Genomic DNA, 15117 nt, shown 5'->3' on the forward strand with positions numbered 1-15117 from the left:
TCACACATCTTTATGTTGGGAGGAGAAAGCTATCGACTGAAGCAGAAAGTTACAAGCTAGACTATAAAGGGTGGGTCAATTTTATTGGCCAAAGGTGGGTCAAAATAAATGGCCATTGACAACACGGAAAACTTCGAGGAGTGCGTGGCGTTCTATCGAGACCTCTTTGGGTTGCGTCAGCTATTCGAGAAAAAGGAGGGTGACTTCAAGCTCGCGTGTCTCGAGTACGGGAATGGATATTTGATGGTCGAGCAAGGAGGCAAGGCGAAGAATGGCGTTAAGTCACCGAAAGAGGGTAGCTTCAAACTGCGCTTTAATGTTGAGGATTTGGAGGTGGCCCTTGCGGAAATAAGGGCATGGGGTATCCAAGCTGAAATCCAGGAAAGTTCGTGGGGTCGGACTATCAACATCAGCGACCCTGATGGCAACCGAGTAGGTGTCAGAGACGAAGCTGGCTTCGTCCACCAGATAAATGCTTAATAAGCTGTTACAGCCTGCAGGGAGGGGGTGGCATGGCAAAGCAGATAGGCGGATGCTTGTGTTTAGCGGTTGTCGTCGTCATGGCTTCTTTGCTTATACCGTCAAAGGTTAATGGTCGATCTGGCATGGGCGAAGTTCCTCATGGCTTCCCCTTTCCGTTTGTGTGGCAGAGCGTGGAGAAACTAGACCCACCCTCATTTCCTCGCTCCTTTGCTGTCATGCTTCCCCAGGAGTTTCCGACGTGGGTATCATTTGCCAAGCTATCTTTGAATGTGGCATTGGTTGGGGTCGTCGCATTTGCTGTGTTACAGGTATTCAGAAGATGGAGGCCGGGGCGCAGATTCGTATGACCTCGGCAGCTCTAACCAGTGCATTAACTTCGTTCCCGGCCCGACAGCCTTCCATCGGATGCTGTTTACGCAAGCGTTAACCTCATTGACAATCTGGAGAGCCGGACATTGTGGAAGTTTGATCCCGTCATCAGGGATGCTAGCTATTATCGTCGGCGCTGGTCATTCATTAATGGTTTGTTCAGTTTCGTGTTCCTGGTTGCCGGTACGGTGGCATTCTATTTCGACAATGTGACGCTACCTGGGCGCACGGGACTCGCTGAGTTTTCGGGTAAGTGGGCCCACGGGGTAGGGGTGGCTTCCTTTTTTGTTGCCGCCTATTGGATTTATATGTCGCTAAAGGAGTATCGAGTCTCTTTACTCATACTCATAGCGCCGTTTTTAGCTGCGGCGGCGGTGTCGGCAACTTTGCTCGCCATCAAGTATGGTTAACAAGTTGTTGTAGCCCATTCCCTCAGAGAGCGCCTCCGTTTCGGCCACTGATCTCGGGAGAGAGCCTTGGCGATTTTGCTCTGGTTGAGGTACACATTGAACTGTGCCCTCCCTTCAATACTTGATTTTTTGCGGATGCAAGCATTTAACCAATGGCGGTTGCCGGATGTGCCTGCGCTTGCGCTGCGGTGGGCCGCAACGCACCGGCATTAAACGTCATAAGGAGTGCTGGTGGAGTTTCTTTTAGTCTTGCTCATTCCCCTTGGATTTATTGGAGTTTTTCTTGCGGCTCCATTTTGGATATCACGTGCAACGAAAGCCGAGCATGAAGAGGTACTGACTGGAGCCCAGGACTATGAGGGACAACAAAGAGACGAGTTCATAGAAGCTCAGCGAACAGCGAAACGCCTTGGCGAATACGGCAAGAGCCTCTCTGGAGGAGTGGTCTTAATCTTGATAGCGGGATTTGCGCTGCTGACAGGAGAGTTGTCGTTCCGCGGAGGCGATCCAATAGTAAGTCAGGCTGATGGTGATGATCGATTCTTTGCTTTTGTGGGGATTATTCTTGTTTTGGGTGTTTGGCTTAGTGGATATGGATTGATAGGAAAGTGGAAAAATAGAACGTTTGACAAGTCACGGAAGAGAAACGTCTAGGACACGTTGCTTATCTCAATGCCCGCAGGCCCAATCATGGAACTGACACTGGACAAGCTTTTAATCTTTGCGGTTCGCAACGGTAATCTGGAGCTGGTCAAAGGGCGAATCGAAGCCGGTGCTGATGTTAATTATCAAGACCCACAAGCTGGGTCAGCTCTTGGCGCAGCAATACATAACGATGATGTGTCCCTGGCGCAATACCTGCTTGAGGCTGGTGCCGATGCAAATCTTCCGAATGAGCATGGCACAGTTCCTCTGGAGTTGGCCTTACATCATGCAGGCGACAATATGGTGCGCAAGCTTGCTTGGTTCGGCGGCAAAATTACCAGTCGCTGCAGGCCGCACTGGAGAGAGAGGCTGGAGGCCTGCCTCCGTGTCAATTAAAACGTTATTGTAGTTCGTTCCGGATTGGAGCTTACATCGGGTGCTCCGGTGGGGCCCGGTAGGGAGAGCAGATGAAAATTTACGGTGATGCCAAATCCGGCAACTGCTACAAAGTTCAGCTGGTGTGTAACCTCCTGAACATCGACCACGAGTGGATTGAGGTCGATATTCTGGCTGGCGACACCAGGTCCGACGAGTTCTTGCGAAAGAACTCGAATGGCAAAATACCTTTGCTTGAACTCGATGGGGGCGAGACGCTTTCCGAGTCCAACGCCATTATCAACTTCCTGGCAGGCGGATCGGCGTTATACCCCGAGGGTGGGCTGGCTCAAGCGCGTATCCTGCAGTGGCAGTTTTTCGAACAATATAGCCATGAGCCCTATATCGCGGTAGCCCGCTTCATCAATAAGTACCTTGGGCTGCCTGATGACAGAGCTGAGGAATATGCGTCGAAGCAAGCCGGCGGCCACAAAGCGTTGCGAGTGATGGAGCAGCAGCTTCAGAAAACGCCTTATCTCACAGGGGAGCATGCGACCACGGCAGACATCTCGCTTTATGCCTACACCCACGTAGCTCACGAGGGCGGCTTTGAACTGGCAGACTATCCGGCGATTCTGGCATGGCTGAAGCGTGTGGCTTCGTTGCCAGATTTCAAGCCGATGGCCTGAGGCCATTGGCTTTTCTGAGCTTTCCAATCCAGTGAACCGGATGCCCGCGTCGGGCGCTTAACAACAGCCTTGTATGAACTAAAGGGATTGTTTATGCATAAATCGATAGTGTTGGTTTTGTTGTCTTTCCTCCTGCTGACAGGCTGTGCCTCTCACCAGATACCTGGCAGGCACAAGGTCGCCTTGTCTTCTGACTCAGAACGAATCGCTTATGACGTGGTCGGGGGTGGAAAAACGGCTCTGGTTTTTATCCACGGCTGGAGTTGTGACGGACGTTACTGGCAGCAACAAATACCGGCGTTTGCCGGCGATTATCAGGTGATTACGGTTGATCTGGCGGGCCATGGGCACTCATCGGTTGGCCGCTCTGATTATTCGATGGTGGCTTTCGCTCACGATGTGAAGGCCATTGTTGATCAAGAGCGCATTGAACGTGCCATTCTTGTAGGGCATTCGATGGGCGGTGCGGTGATTGCCGAAGCAGCCAGATTGATGCCGGCCAGAGTTGTTGGTGTGATAGGGGTTGATACCTTACAGAACGTTGCGGAGCGGATTCCCCAAAGTGTCGTTGATGAAATGGCTCAGCCCTTTGAAGCTGACTTTACGACGGCGGTAAAGGATTTTGTCGCACCTATGTTTCCTGAAGGTGCCGATGAGCCCTTGGTTGCCTGGGTGAAAGAAGATATGTCTTCTGCGCCAAAGGCCATTGCCTTGAACACTTTCCGAAACTATCTGGAGCGATACGTCACTGGCGAAGCGGCCACTGCGTTTGATGAAGTCAGGGTGCCCGTCATCTCGATAAACGCCAGGTTGTGGCCGACAGCGGTGGAAGAGAATAGAAAACACATTGATGATTACCAGCTTATGTACATTGAGGACGCTGGCCATTTCCCGATGTTGGAAAGGCCTGAGGCGTTCAATGAGCTTTTGAAACAGGCCATTGACTCGATCGAGGAAAAGGGCCGTAAACCCATTTAACTGCCGGGCAGGGCATGCTTGGTGGCACGCGGGAATTCTGAATGAGCAGCAGCTCCAATAAACCATCCGAGTTGGCGCAGAGCTGGATAACGAACGCCGAACTCTGGACAGCGGCGGTACGCGACGGCGATATCGAGAGTCGCCGCCTGGTGACCGACCAGTCCATGGTCAACGCCGTGCTCGCCCAACAACCGAGGCGGGTGCTTGACTTGGGGTGCGGAGAAGGTTGGCTGGTACGGGCGCTCGCCAGGCATGGTGTTGACTGCGTCGGGGTGGATGGCTCACCCGGGTTGATTGAAGCGGCCCGGTCTCTTGGGGGAGGACGATTCCACGTCTGTACCTATTCTGAGCTTGTCGACGATGCCCGGAAGATAGGCCGCGACTTTGATGTGGTGTCTGTGAACTTCTCGATCCTGCATGAAGACGTGGCCGAGTTGCTGGAGGCCCTCAGGCCGTTGCTCGCCCCTCGGGGAAGAATGGTCATGCAGACGGTGCATCCCTGGTCGGTGAGCGGCCCCTCGTAATCAACGGGTTAAGCGGCATATGAAAAAGCTCATTGTCATCGCTTTTTTTTCGTTTTCTGCCTCGGCGGCGGAGCTGGCAACAGAGAGGTTCATCGTCAATATAGAATCTCGCTGCGCTGAAGGCGAGGTTTCGTGCGACCAAATGACCTATCACGGTACAAGCAAGGCAACAGGAAATAGCATCATGCTGGAAGGGAGTTCCTGGCACACACTCTGTGCCGACGGCGATACTCCCTGCCGTTTTCTTGGGTATAAGTTTGAGAATGGAAATACCACGTACTACGTGCATCAGGATGGATTGCTTGAAGTTATACGTAACCGAGATGAGGTATTAGTCCGGGAACGGGGCAGCTGGCGAAAGGAATGATCTATGAAGGGCGAATGTCTCTGTGGAAATGTAAAGTTTGAAATCACAGAGGAAATCCGAAACCTCTATCAGTGCCACTGTTCGCTCTGCCGAAAAGCCACTGGAGCGGCGGCGAATGCCGCAACTTTTGTAAATGAGCATGCCTTTCGGTGGGTTTCCGGTGAGAGTGGTATACGCAGTTACAAGAAGCCCAGTGGGTTCAGAAGCGATTTTTGCTCGGTCTGTGGCAGTCCGGTTCCTAATAGTCTGAGGGACAGCGGGATGGTCTGGATTCCTGCTGGTTTGTTGGAAGAGACTCTTACGTCGAAGATATCTGTTCATCTTCACACAGAGTCTGCTGCATCCTGGGAAGAAGAATCGGCTCGGTGTGTGCGATTGGCCGGCGGGCCTGAAAGCTTGGAAACGCTTGATAGTATGTTGTAGCCCGTTCTAGCCTCCACTGAACTTTTTGATAGCAGCAATATCGATTTTTCCAATGGTCATCATGGTGTCGAAGGCAGGCTTGGCAACAGCGGGGTAGGTAATTGGTAATTCCATCTCCAGGTTCGGGGGGCATTGAGCCGCTGAAGGTGATCTCTGGGTTCTCCCGCCTGTAACTATTTGGATTCAAAGCAAACATGGAAGTCTTGGCTAAGATTGTAATCAGCGTGGTGGGTAGTTTTCTGACCTACTATATCGTCAGCAATGCGGCAAAGAGATCATCAACTGCTGAGACCGGCGGTAAGCTTTTCTTCGGTTGGTTCCTTATATTGACCAGCTTGGCGTCTACGCTGATTGCGGCAGGAATGCTCTGGTTGTTGTTTTTTGTTGACCATGGCGGTCAGGATATCCCCATCATCCTGATGTTGGAGATGTTTGGCGCCTTCGCGATTTATGGATGGGCCGAGGTGATCTGGACCAGAGGTTGCTTTGATGATGAGTCCCTGACGTTTCAAAGCCTTTGGCAGGGTAAACGGCGGTTTACGTGGAGCGAGTTAAGAAGCATAAGCTTTAACAAGCATCTGCATTGGTACGTTCTTCGTTTTCGCCATGGGAGGACGATTAGAATCTCAATCTATCTAAACGGCCATGGATTGCTGCTCGATAAGATCGAGAGCATGGGATATGACGTCTAGTAAAATCCACGTGGACGGGTTTAAAAAGGTTGTGCAGTGGCCGCTCAGGACTCCTGAATGACCATAAGCTCCTCGGGATTTCCAGGGAACTGCAGGAGGCAGTATGATTCGGGTTGTTTATCGTTGGAAAGTTAAGGAAGAGAACTTCGCGGACTTCAAGAAGGTTTGGGTTCGCACCACCAACCATATCCATGAAACCGTGCCCGGAGCCCTGGGTAGCTTTATGCTCCGCAGTCCTGAGGACAAAACCGAGGTGCTCACCGTCGCGAAATGGGATTCCGTGGAAAGCTGGAAAGCATTCTGGAGCGGGGAAAACCCTGCGCAGATGGTCGGCATGCGGGCACTGGGGGAGCGCGTTTCAGTGATGCACTATGAGGAAGTCGAAGACTTTACCCGTTAGCTCTGGCTGCAAAGCGTCAATCGACCAGCCAGTGGCGTTTCTTGCTCCCATCACTTGATCCAGGTGTGGCTCTCAGGGGCCAACCGCTGCCTCGATTGCAGCAATATCGATTTTTCCCATGGTCATCATGGCGTCGAAGGCACGCTTGGCAACATTGGGGTCCGGGTTATTGATCGCCCCGGTAAGGGCCACAGGGGTTATCTGCCACGAAAGTCCCCACTTGTCTTTGCACCATCCGCACGCACTTTCCTCGCCCCCGTTATCGACTATGGCATGCCAATAGCGATCTGTTTCTTCCTGATCCCAAGTCGCAATCTGGAAAGAGAAGGCCTCGTTATGCTGGAAGGCGGGGCCGCCGTTGAGCCCAAGGCAGGGAACGCCAAGCACCGTAAATTCAACCGTTAAGATGTCGCCCCTGGATCCGGCGGGATAATCCCCGGGTGCGCGCAATATCCTGCCGACTGAGGAATCGGGGAAGATGCTGGTATAAAACTGAGCGGCCTCCTCAGCCTGGCCGTTGAACCAGAGGCAAATGGTATTTCTCGGATGTGTCATGGCAATAACCCTCCTGGACGTTTGGTTTGTGTCTATGAGTCTAGTCGGTTGGGAATGGTCGAAATCGACGACGGCTATCGGCAACTATCCAGAAGGCGAGTGGCGTGCGCCTTTACCGCGTGTTTGAGCTCAGCAGGGGAATGAATGGTGAAAGCAAAGGTCAGCTGGGCGAGCCAGCTGGCGAACCACTCGAAGCTGTCGACGTGGGTTTCCATCAAAAGCCCATCGGCAGTTTGCTGAATGCCATCACGGCAGTATTCGCCGGGATCAAATAATGAGGCTAGCGTTGCAGGATCGGTATGAAAGGTCAGGGATACCGCGTGGGTATTGTTCCAGGCCATGAAGCTCTGGTGCAGGAATTCCGCGGCATCAAAATCTGCAGGCCGTGTGAAGCGGTCTGCGAGCAGCTGAACCTCGCTGATTCGGTCCAGTCGGAATGAGCGCATGGCCGATCGGAGATGGCAAAACCCCGTGACATACCAGCGCCCCTGTCTGAAAACCAGGCCGTAGGGGTCGATTTTCCGCTCCATTTCCGGGTGTTGTGGAGCGTGGTATATGAAATGGACTGAACGAGCGGTTTCTGTGGCAGTGGCCAGTGTGTCCAGTGCATGTTCATCCAGATTGGGCTCTTTGCGCGGCAGGATTACTCTGGCTGTCTCGCTGATGGCCCGAGCCCGACTTTTCAGCTTGTCGGGCATTACCCGCTCCAGTTTGGCCTGAACACTCGCAATGGCGGGCGCTGCATCGGTCAATCCAAGTTGCTTCGCGGAAAGCAGGCCCAGCGAGATCGCCAGCGTTTCCTCGTTGGTGAACATCATCGGCGGTAGTTTGAAGCCCGCCACCAGTCTATACCCACCGTAGCGCCCCTGTTCTGTCATCACAGGGATACCCAGATCCTCCAGTATCCGGATGTAGCGCCGAACCGTGCGCCGGTTTACGCCCAGCCGTTGCGCTAACTCCCCTCCGCCCAACTGGCCATGAGCCTGAAGTAGTTCCAGAACAGTCAATACACGGGTGGTTGGGCCAGACATGGGCGCCTCCGGGGAGCTGAATCAGCCGTCAGATGATGGCACGAATTATTTCATTTATTTAGGACGGATTCTTGCCTAGTTGCCGCATAAGCTGGCGCTGCAGTACACACAATCATGAAAACAACTGGCAGGAAAAGGAGATCAATATGTCAGATCTGACGTTCTATACCCATCCCATGTCCCGTGGGCGCGTGGTTCGATGGATGCTGGAGGAAGTGGGTGCCGATTATACGGTGAAAACACTGGAGTTTGGCGGGGATATGAAAGGGCCGGAATACCTGGCCATTAACCCGATGGGCAAGGTGCCCGCTATCAAGCATGGCGACGTGGTGGTGACTGAAGTCGCCGCGATCTGTGCCTGGCTGGCCGATCGGTTCCCGGAAAAGAATCTGGCTCCCGGGCTCCACGCACCGGAGCGTGGCGGGTATTACCGCTGGCTGTTTTTTATGGCGGGGCCTTTTGAAATGGCGAGCAGCGCCATCGCTTATGATTGGCGGATAGATAGCAGCAACGAGCAGGCTGTAGGGTGTGGGCCAGTCAATGACAGTATTAAGGTACTGGAACAAGCGCTGGCAAAAACTCCCTATATCTGCGGTGATCAGTTCACGGCTGCAGATGTGCTGGTGAGTAGTTACCTTTGGTGGGAAATGATGCAGGAAAACATCCCCAGGCTCGATGTGTTCCGGGAGTACACCGACAGACTGGAAAGCCGGCCAGCGGCTAAACGTGCCAATGTGTTGGACGACGAACTGGCAGAGCAACTCAAAGTTGCCGCTGGCTGAGGTTGGCGACTACGCTGACATTTGAATACATGGTTCACCATGCTTTTCAGTCAGCGGAGGTGGCATGAGGTTTCCCTCAAGCACAGCATTCGCATTACTGGGCGCAGGGTTGATTGCGATCAGCTTCGGCCTTGCGCGCTTTGCATTCGGCCTGTTCGTTCCGCCCATTCGTGCGGATCTGTCTTTGTCGCCCCATGTGATCGGTATCATCGGTGCACTCCCTCTGATCAGTTTTGCCCTGGCTTCGTTGGTGGCGCCCTGGTGTGCCGACCGTCTCGGCGCCCGAAATACGGCGATGGCCTCCGGCGTTTTTGGGGTAGTCGGACTTGCTTTGATCAGTCAGTCGGCCGGAGCCCTGTCACTGGGGCTGGGCGTCGGGGTTGCTGGCCTGGGTGGTGCCGTGGTTGCCGATCTGGCAGACCGCAATAACCCGCCGATCACCCAGGCATTGATGTTGATGATGCTTGCGGCGAGCCTGGCTCTGTTGGCTGCCAGTCCAGACAACCTGCCGCTGGCAGCGTTTTCAGCCCTGGTGTTCGGCCTGGCCTATATGAGTCTGACCGGGCTGTACCTGATGACAGGGATTCGTTTGTTACCGGGGCGGCTGTCCATGGGGCCGGTGCTGCCATTCATGGCGGTGTCTCTGGGACAGGCAGCGGGCTCGCCTGTGGTCGGTATGCTGGTGGGGCAGGTGGGGTATGCCGATGCCTTTGGGTTCTTCTGCGCCATTGGCATTGTCGTGGCCATGTTTTCACCTCTATACCCGCGCTGTCTGGAGCAGGAACCGGAGGAGGAGACGGAAGACGAAACCGGGCTCCAGGCTGCCTACGATTATCAACTGCAGAATGAAGAGGGTGAGCCCTACCGGTACAAGCGTATGAGCAAGCATTAGGTTTCACTGATAGCAGAAACCCGGCCGTGGCCGGGTTTCCTGGGGTTGGGCGGTATTCGATTATTGCTTCAGTCCCATTTCCTCAATCGAGATTTCCCGCATCTTGAACTTCTGGATCTTCCCGGTCACGGTCATCGGGAATGCATCCACAAACTTGTAGTTTTTGGGAATCTTGAAGTGGGCGATCTTGCCCTTGCAGAAGGCCTGCAGGTCCTCTGCGGTTACCGGGTCTGCATCGGGCCGCAGTTTCACCCAGGCAATCAGCTCTTCACCGTACTTCTCGTCCGGAATACCGGTTACCTGCACCTCTTCAATGGCCGGGTGAGTGTAGAGGAACTCTTCGATCTCTTTCGGGTAGATGTTTTCACCACCGCGGATCACCATGTCCTTGATGCGGCCCACGATCTGGATGTAACCATCCTCGTCCATGGTCGCCAGGTCGCCGGTGTGCATCCAGCCGGCATCGTCGATGGCTTCGCGGGTCTTTTCCTCGTTGTTCCAGTACTTCAGCATTACGCTGTAGCCGCGGGTACACAGTTCGCCAATCTCACCGCGGGGCATGACGTTACCGGTGCCCGGGTCGACAATCTTGGTTTCCAGGTGCGGCTGGGTGCGGCCCACGGTGGTGACCTGCTTCTCGAACGGGTCGAGGGAACTGGTCTGGGTGGAAACCGGGCTGGTTTCCGTCATGCCGTAGGCAATCTGCACTTCCTTCATGTGCATTTTGCCGTTGACCTTCTTCATGACTTCGGCGGGGCAGATGGAACCTGCCATGATGCCGGTGCGCAGGGTGGAAAGGTCGTAGCTGTCGAACTCCGGGTCGGCCAGTTCGGCGATGAACATGGTGGGCACACCGTACAAGGCCGTGGCTTTTTCCTGGTGGACGGCCTGGAGTACGGTTTTCGGGTCAAAGCCTTCGCTCGGGTAGATCATGGCGGTGCCATGGGTGATGCAGCCCAGGTTGCCCATCACCATGCCGAAGCAATGGTAGAGCGGCACTGGAATCACCAGCCGGTCGTTCTCGGTCAGGCGCTGGCTTTCACCAACAAAATAGCCGTTGTTCAGAATGTTGTGGTGGGTGAGCGTGGCGCCTTTCGGGTTGCCGGTGGTGCCGGAGGTGAACTGGATATTGATGGGGTCGTCGAACTGAAGCTCATCCTGACGCTTGGCAAGGTCTGCCTCTGATACGTCGCCGGCAAAGCCGAGGAAATCCTGCCAGGTCCACATACCCTCGTGGTTATCCGGGTGTACGTTAATGACCGCCCGAAGATCGGGGACGTTGTCAGCTTTGAGTTTACCGGGAGCGCTGCGTTTCAGTTCCGGGGCCAGCTCGTAGATCATTTCCCGGTAGTTGGAGGTTTTGAAGCTGTCGGCGGTAACCAGCACACTGATGCCGGCCAGATTCGTGGCGTACTTCAGCTCGTGCACACCGTAGGCCGGGTTGATGTTTACCAGAATGGCGCCTACTTTCGCAGTCGCAAACTGGGTAACGGTCCATTCGTAACGGTTGGGTGACCAGATGCCCACGCGGTCGCCACGCTTGACGCCGATGGCTATGAACGCCCGGGCCGCCTCGTTCACCTTGTCGACGAACTCTTTGTAAGTCCAGCGAATGTCCTGGTGCAGGCACACCAGAGCCTCGTTGTCGGGAAACTGTTGGGCGGTGCGGTCCAGCATATCGCCGATGGTCATGCCCAGCAGTGGCTTTTCTGCGATACCGCTGGTGTAACTTGGGAGAGTCTTGCTCATGTCTCTGCCTCCATTGTTTTTGTAGTTGAGGGCTGGAAAGTTACTGGCACAGGCCCCCGAGTGCCTGGCCCACTTTAGAGCCGTTATGACGTTTCAGTTGCGCGCAGATCCAGTCGCCGGTTTTCACCAGCTTGTTCAGATCCACGCCGGTATCGATGCCCAGGCCGTTAAGCAGGTATAGCACGTCTTCGGTGGCTACGTTGCCAGATGCCCCTTTGGCATAAGGGCAGCCGCCCAGACCGGCCACAGAGGCGTCAATCACGCTTACGCCCTCTTCCAGTACTGCGTACAGGTTGGCCAGGGCCTGGCCATAGGTGTCGTGGAAATGTGCCGCCAGTTTGTCCATGGGCACATGGGCGGCCACAGCTTCGAGCATCCGCTTGGCTTTCAGGGGCGTACCCACGCCGATGGTGTCGCCCAGGGATATTTCGTGACAGCCCATGTCGTACAGGGCCTTGGCCACGGTGGCCACTTGTGCCGGTTGGATATCGCCCTCGTACGGGCAGCCCATCACGGTAGACACGTAACCGCGTACGGGAATGCCGTGTTTGCGGGCTTCTTCAACCACCGGTGCAAAGCGCTCCAGGCTTTCAGCAATCGTGCAGTTGATGTTCTTTTGGGTGAAGGACTCCGATGCCGCACCGAATACCGCTACTTCGTCGGCCCCGGCCGCCAGGGCGCCCTCGAATCCTTTCAGGTTCGGGGTGAGGGCCGAGTAGCGAACGCCGGGTTTACGGGTGATGCCGGCCATCACTGCGGCCGCGTCGCCCATTTGCGGCACCCATTTGGGTGATACGAAGCTGGCGGCCTCGATGTGACTGAGACCGCAATCGGCCAGCCGGTCGATCAGGCCGGTTTTGACCTCGGTGGCGATCACATCGCCGGGCTCATTCTGAAGCCCGTCCCTGGGGCTCATTTCCACCAACCGAGCCTGCTTCGGAAAGGCCATTATTCTGCCTCCCCGGTGTCGATGGCGATCAGTTCCGCACCCTCGGCCACCTGGTCACCCTCGGCGAAGAAAATCTCGGAAACCACACCATCGGCGGGTGCCTTGATGGCGTGTTCCATTTTCATGGCTTCCATGATCACCAGCGTCTGGCCGGCCGTTACCTTGTCGCCTACCTGGGCCTGAATCGCCACTACGGAGCCGTTCATGGGCGCCGCCAGGCTGCCTTCGCTGGCCATTTCCTCAAACCCGTAGGTTTCCCGGTATACGGTGCACTTGAAGGTATCGCCCTCGTAGAAGAGCACCAGTTCTTCGTTGTGCAGGTTGCCGTGCACGCTTAGCCGGTGGCCGTTGATCACCGCCTGCAGGTAATCGTCATTCAGTTTGGCGTTCAGGTGGTACACGCTGCCGCCCACAAACACCTGGTAGCGGTCATCCCGTTCCAGGATCTTGAGCTCGTGTTTATCGTCGGCCACCTGGAGGGTGAGAGGCTGGGCGTATTCGGAGTTCATGCGCCAGCTGTTCTTGCGGCCGAACGGCGACCAGGGGTCTGCGGTAACCGGTTCCGCTGATTTGCGTTGCTCCAGGATGAATCCAGCGGCAAGCACCAGTGCCTTGTCCAGATCCAGTCTGGATTTCGGGAACAGCAGGTCGTTGTGAGTGGCAATGAAGTTGGTGGTCAGCTCGGCTTCGCGGAATGGCTGCGCATCCACCGCCGCGTGCAGGAACCGGATATTGGTTTTCAGCCCGGCGATACGGTAGTGCTCCAGGGCCTGAACCATGCGGTTGACCGCCTGTTCGCGGGTCTCGTCCCACACGATGAGTTTGGCAATCATCGGGTCGTAGTGGATGCTGATTTCATCGCCTTCGGTCACGCCGGTATCTACCCGCACGTGGGCAGACTCATCCGGAGTGCTCAGATAACGCAGGGTTCCGGTGGCTGGCAGGAAGTCCTGATCCGGATCTTCGGCGTAGATACGCGCCTCGATGGCGTGGCCACGGGTCTTTACCTGGTCCTGGGTCAGCGGCAGGGGCTCACCCCAGGCCACTTTCAGTTGCCATTCCACCAGATCCTGGCCGGTGACCATTTCGGTGACCGGGTGTTCTACCTGCAGGCGGGTATTCATTTCCATGAAGAAGAAGGAACCGTCCACGTCGTACAGAAACTCGACGGTGCCGGCGCCCACGTAGTTGATGGCCTGGGCCGCCCGCACCGCGGCTTCGCCCATGGCTTTGCGGGTGTCTTCACTGAGGCCGGGGGCGGGCGCTTCTTCCAGCACTTTCTGGTGCCGGCGCTGCACGGAGCAGTCCCGCTCGGCCAGATAGATGCCGTTGCCGGACTGATCGCAGAACACCTGGATTTCAACATGGCGAGGCTGGGTCAGGTAGCGCTCGATCAGCATGTCCGGGTTGCCGAACGCATTTTTTGCCTCGCGCTGGGCCGCGGCCAGGGCATCGTCGAATTCGGCCATGTTCTCGACCACCCGCATGCCTTTGCCGCCGCCGCCGGCAACCGCTTTCAGCAGCAGTGGGAAACCGCATTTTTCGGCTTCAGCCCGCAGCAGGTCCGGCGACTGGTCCTTGCCGTGGTAGCCCGGCACCAGCGGTACACCGGCGTCTTCCATGATCGCTTTTGCCGCGGACTTGGAGCCCATGGCGGCGATGGCGGAAGAGGGCGGGCCGATGAAGACGATACCGTTGGCTTCGCAAGCTTCTGCGAAGTCGGTGTTTTCAGACAGGAAACCGTACCCCGGGTGGATGGCCTGGGCGCCACTTTCTTTGGCAATCTCGATAATCTTGTCGGCCCTCAGGTAGCTTTCGGAGCTGGGGGCAGGGCCGATGTAGAAGGCCTCGTCGGCCATGGCTACGTGCCGGGCGTTGGCGTCGGCTGCGGAATAGACTGCCACGCAGCGGATGCCCATTCGATGGGCCGTCTGGATGATCCGGCAGGCGATTTCGCCCCGGTTGGCTATCAGGATCTTGTTAAACATTATTTTGTCTCCGGAGTCCAACTGGCCTTTCGTTTGTTCAGGAAAGCGCTGAGCCCTTCCTGGCCTTCTTCGCCCACACGAATATCGGCGATGCGCTGCGCGGTGTCGTCAATCACTTCGGAGGTGATGGTCTTGTGGCTGACCGCAAAGACCAGTTCTTTGGCTGCTTTCATGGCTTCGGGACCGTTCAGCGCAAGTTGCAGTAGCAGCTCGTCGCAACGCTGGTGCATGGCCTGTTCGTCTTCGCACACCAGGTGAACCAGGCCGTAGTGCTGCGCCTCCTGAGCACTGAAGACTTCCGCCGACAGGAAGTAGCGCCGGGCCTGACGTTCGCCGATGGCTCGCACCACATAGGGGCTGATCACGGCCGGAATCAGGCCGAGTTTGACTTCGCTCAGGCAGAAGCTGGCTTTTTCAGTGGCCAGCACGATGTCGCAGCAGGCCGCTAGGCCGACCGCGCCGCCGAAGGCCGCGCCCTGCACCAGGCCGATCACGGGCTTGGACAGGTGGTTCAGGGTGTTCATCAGACGGGCCAGTTCCCGGGAGTCGTCCAGGTTTTCCTGGCGGGTGTTGTCCGCCATGCGGCGCATCCAGCCAAGGTCGGCACCGGCGGAAAAGTGTTTGCCCTCTGAGCGCAGGATAACAATCTGGGTTTGCTCATCCCGGTCCACGTGTTCCAGCGCCTGAATCAGCTGCTGGATGATCACGTCGTCGAAGGCATTGCGTTTGTCCGGGCGGTTCAACACCACTTCCGAGACGCCATCGCCCCGTTGGTGCAGCAGAACCGCTGTGTCTTGCTGTGACATGGCTGCGCTC

The 15117-nt window shown here is 56.0% G+C and carries 19 protein-coding genes; 13 read left to right on the forward strand and 6 right to left on the reverse strand.

Translation table 11 applies throughout. The annotated features are described in order from the left end of the window. The first annotated feature begins 108 nt into the window (after window positions 1–108). The 11 genes from QPL98_RS12795 (at window position 109) to QPL98_RS12840 (ending at window position 6355) form a co-directional block, all read left to right on the forward strand. The gene (locus QPL98_RS12795; protein ID WP_303293374.1) at window positions 109–480 is read left to right on the forward strand and encodes a VOC family protein; all 372 of its coding nucleotides are present in this window, start codon (window positions 109–111) and stop codon (window positions 478–480) included. A 458-nt stretch (window positions 481–938) separates the two neighbouring features. Beyond that, window positions 939–1262 carry a hypothetical protein gene (locus tag QPL98_RS12800; protein ID WP_206851226.1) on the forward strand — a complete coding sequence of 108 codons (324 nt, stop codon included), beginning with the start codon at window positions 939–941 and terminating at the stop codon, window positions 1260–1262. Window positions 1263–1493: 231 nt separating this feature from the next. Further along, complete coding sequence (locus QPL98_RS12805) at window positions 1494–1916, forward strand: hypothetical protein (protein ID WP_278350159.1); 423 nt, start codon at window positions 1494–1496, stop codon at window positions 1914–1916. 36 nt (window positions 1917–1952) lie between these two features. After that, on the forward strand, window positions 1953–2303 hold the full coding sequence (locus tag QPL98_RS12810; protein WP_278350158.1) for an ankyrin repeat domain-containing protein: 351 nt from the start codon (window positions 1953–1955) through the stop codon (window positions 2301–2303). Between the two features lie 71 nt (window positions 2304–2374). Continuing rightward, window positions 2375–2971: a glutathione S-transferase family protein gene (locus QPL98_RS12815; RefSeq protein ID WP_303293375.1), complete on the forward strand. Its 597-nt coding sequence runs from the start codon at window positions 2375–2377 to the stop codon at window positions 2969–2971. A gap of 69 nt (window positions 2972–3040) precedes the next feature. Next, complete coding sequence (locus QPL98_RS12820; protein WP_303293376.1) at window positions 3041–3949, forward strand: alpha/beta fold hydrolase; 909 nt, start codon at window positions 3041–3043, stop codon at window positions 3947–3949. Window positions 3950–3990: 41 nt separating this feature from the next. Further along, entirely contained in the window at window positions 3991–4473 is a 483-nt protein-coding gene (locus QPL98_RS12825; protein WP_303293377.1) for a bifunctional 2-polyprenyl-6-hydroxyphenol methylase/3-demethylubiquinol 3-O-methyltransferase UbiG, read from the forward strand. Between the two features lie 19 nt (window positions 4474–4492). After that, the gene (locus QPL98_RS12830; RefSeq protein WP_303293378.1) at window positions 4493–4840 is read left to right on the forward strand and encodes a hypothetical protein; all 348 of its coding nucleotides are present in this window, start codon (window positions 4493–4495) and stop codon (window positions 4838–4840) included. Window positions 4841–4843: 3 nt separating this feature from the next. Further along, window positions 4844–5263 carry a GFA family protein gene (locus QPL98_RS19460; RefSeq protein WP_222447693.1) on the forward strand — a complete coding sequence of 140 codons (420 nt, stop codon included), beginning with the start codon at window positions 4844–4846 and terminating at the stop codon, window positions 5261–5263. A gap of 194 nt (window positions 5264–5457) precedes the next feature. Beyond that, the gene (locus QPL98_RS12835; protein WP_023010739.1) at window positions 5458–5955 is read left to right on the forward strand and encodes a PH domain-containing protein; all 498 of its coding nucleotides are present in this window, start codon (window positions 5458–5460) and stop codon (window positions 5953–5955) included. Between the two features lie 103 nt (window positions 5956–6058). Further along, the gene (locus tag QPL98_RS12840; RefSeq protein WP_113878842.1) at window positions 6059–6355 is read left to right on the forward strand and encodes an antibiotic biosynthesis monooxygenase; all 297 of its coding nucleotides are present in this window, start codon (window positions 6059–6061) and stop codon (window positions 6353–6355) included. Window positions 6356–6427: 72 nt separating this feature from the next. Here the strand turns inward: QPL98_RS12840 and QPL98_RS12845 are convergent, their stop codons facing one another. Both QPL98_RS12845 and QPL98_RS12850 read right to left on the reverse strand, forming a co-directional pair. Next, on the reverse strand, window positions 6428–6910 hold the full coding sequence (locus QPL98_RS12845) for a VOC family protein (protein WP_303293379.1): 483 nt from the start codon (window positions 6908–6910) through the stop codon (window positions 6428–6430). Window positions 6911–6984: 74 nt separating this feature from the next. Next, on the reverse strand, window positions 6985–7941 hold the full coding sequence (locus tag QPL98_RS12850) for a YafY family protein (RefSeq protein ID WP_303293380.1): 957 nt from the start codon (window positions 7939–7941) through the stop codon (window positions 6985–6987). A gap of 146 nt (window positions 7942–8087) precedes the next feature. Between QPL98_RS12850 and QPL98_RS12855 the strand changes: the two genes are divergently transcribed. Both QPL98_RS12855 and QPL98_RS12860 read left to right on the forward strand, forming a co-directional pair. Next, window positions 8088–8723 carry a glutathione S-transferase family protein gene (locus QPL98_RS12855; protein ID WP_303293381.1) on the forward strand — a complete coding sequence of 212 codons (636 nt, stop codon included), beginning with the start codon at window positions 8088–8090 and terminating at the stop codon, window positions 8721–8723. A gap of 64 nt (window positions 8724–8787) precedes the next feature. After that, window positions 8788–9615, forward strand: coding sequence for a hypothetical protein (locus tag QPL98_RS12860; protein ID WP_303293382.1), 828 nt, complete (start codon window positions 8788–8790; stop codon window positions 9613–9615). Between the two features lie 60 nt (window positions 9616–9675). On the opposite strand, the gene QPL98_RS12865 is transcribed toward QPL98_RS12860, so the two are convergent. Genes QPL98_RS12865 through QPL98_RS12880 form a run of 4 tightly spaced genes read right to left on the reverse strand, consistent with a single transcriptional unit; the run spans window position 9676 to window position 15107 of the window. Next, complete coding sequence (locus QPL98_RS12865) at window positions 9676–11364, reverse strand: AMP-binding protein (protein ID WP_222562629.1); 1689 nt, start codon at window positions 11362–11364, stop codon at window positions 9676–9678. A 40-nt stretch (window positions 11365–11404) separates the two neighbouring features. Then, window positions 11405–12313 carry a hydroxymethylglutaryl-CoA lyase gene (locus QPL98_RS12870; protein WP_199453403.1) on the reverse strand — a complete coding sequence of 303 codons (909 nt, stop codon included), beginning with the start codon at window positions 12311–12313 and terminating at the stop codon, window positions 11405–11407. Beyond that, entirely contained in the window at window positions 12313–14301 is a 1989-nt protein-coding gene (locus QPL98_RS12875) for an acetyl/propionyl/methylcrotonyl-CoA carboxylase subunit alpha (RefSeq protein ID WP_303293383.1), read from the reverse strand. The genes QPL98_RS12870 and QPL98_RS12875 overlap by 1 nt, the downstream gene beginning before the upstream one ends. Beyond that, the gene (locus tag QPL98_RS12880) at window positions 14301–15107 is read right to left on the reverse strand and encodes an enoyl-CoA hydratase-related protein (protein WP_303293384.1); all 807 of its coding nucleotides are present in this window, start codon (window positions 15105–15107) and stop codon (window positions 14301–14303) included. The genes QPL98_RS12875 and QPL98_RS12880 overlap by 1 nt, the downstream gene beginning before the upstream one ends. Between the last annotated feature and the right edge of the window lie 10 nt (window positions 15108–15117).

Source organism: Marinobacter sp. ST-43, from assembly GCF_030541085.1.
In the GTDB taxonomy this organism is placed as follows: Bacteria; Pseudomonadota; Gammaproteobacteria; order Pseudomonadales; family Oleiphilaceae; genus Marinobacter; species Marinobacter nauticus.

Coding starts and splice junctions, on each gene's coding strand:
- QPL98_RS12795 (WP_303293374.1), top strand. CDS start 109: ATGGCCATTGACAACACGGAAAACTTCGAGGAGTGCGTGGCGTTCTAT.
- QPL98_RS12810 (WP_278350158.1), top strand. CDS start 1,953: ATGGAACTGACACTGGACAAGCTTTTAATCTTTGCGGTTCGCAACGGT.
- QPL98_RS12815 (WP_303293375.1), top strand. CDS start 2,375: ATGAAAATTTACGGTGATGCCAAATCCGGCAACTGCTACAAAGTTCAG.
- QPL98_RS12825 (WP_303293377.1), top strand. CDS start 3,991: ATGAGCAGCAGCTCCAATAAACCATCCGAGTTGGCGCAGAGCTGGATA.
- QPL98_RS12830 (WP_303293378.1), top strand. CDS start 4,493: ATGAAAAAGCTCATTGTCATCGCTTTTTTTTCGTTTTCTGCCTCGGCG.
- QPL98_RS19460 (WP_222447693.1), top strand. CDS start 4,844: ATGAAGGGCGAATGTCTCTGTGGAAATGTAAAGTTTGAAATCACAGAG.
- QPL98_RS12835 (WP_023010739.1), top strand. CDS start 5,458: ATGGAAGTCTTGGCTAAGATTGTAATCAGCGTGGTGGGTAGTTTTCTG.
- QPL98_RS12840 (WP_113878842.1), top strand. CDS start 6,059: ATGATTCGGGTTGTTTATCGTTGGAAAGTTAAGGAAGAGAACTTCGCG.
- QPL98_RS12845 (WP_303293379.1), bottom strand. CDS start 6,910: ATGACACATCCGAGAAATACCATTTGCCTCTGGTTCAACGGCCAGGCT.
- QPL98_RS12850 (WP_303293380.1), bottom strand. CDS start 7,941: ATGTCTGGCCCAACCACCCGTGTATTGACTGTTCTGGAACTACTTCAG.
- QPL98_RS12855 (WP_303293381.1), top strand. CDS start 8,088: ATGTCAGATCTGACGTTCTATACCCATCCCATGTCCCGTGGGCGCGTG.
- QPL98_RS12860 (WP_303293382.1), top strand. CDS start 8,788: ATGAGGTTTCCCTCAAGCACAGCATTCGCATTACTGGGCGCAGGGTTG.
- QPL98_RS12865 (WP_222562629.1), bottom strand. CDS start 11,364: ATGAGCAAGACTCTCCCAAGTTACACCAGCGGTATCGCAGAAAAGCCA.
- QPL98_RS12870 (WP_199453403.1), bottom strand. CDS start 12,313: ATGGCCTTTCCGAAGCAGGCTCGGTTGGTGGAAATGAGCCCCAGGGAC.
- QPL98_RS12875 (WP_303293383.1), bottom strand. CDS start 14,301: ATGTTTAACAAGATCCTGATAGCCAACCGGGGCGAAATCGCCTGCCGG.
- QPL98_RS12880 (WP_303293384.1), bottom strand. CDS start 15,107: ATGTCACAGCAAGACACAGCGGTTCTGCTGCACCAACGGGGCGATGGC.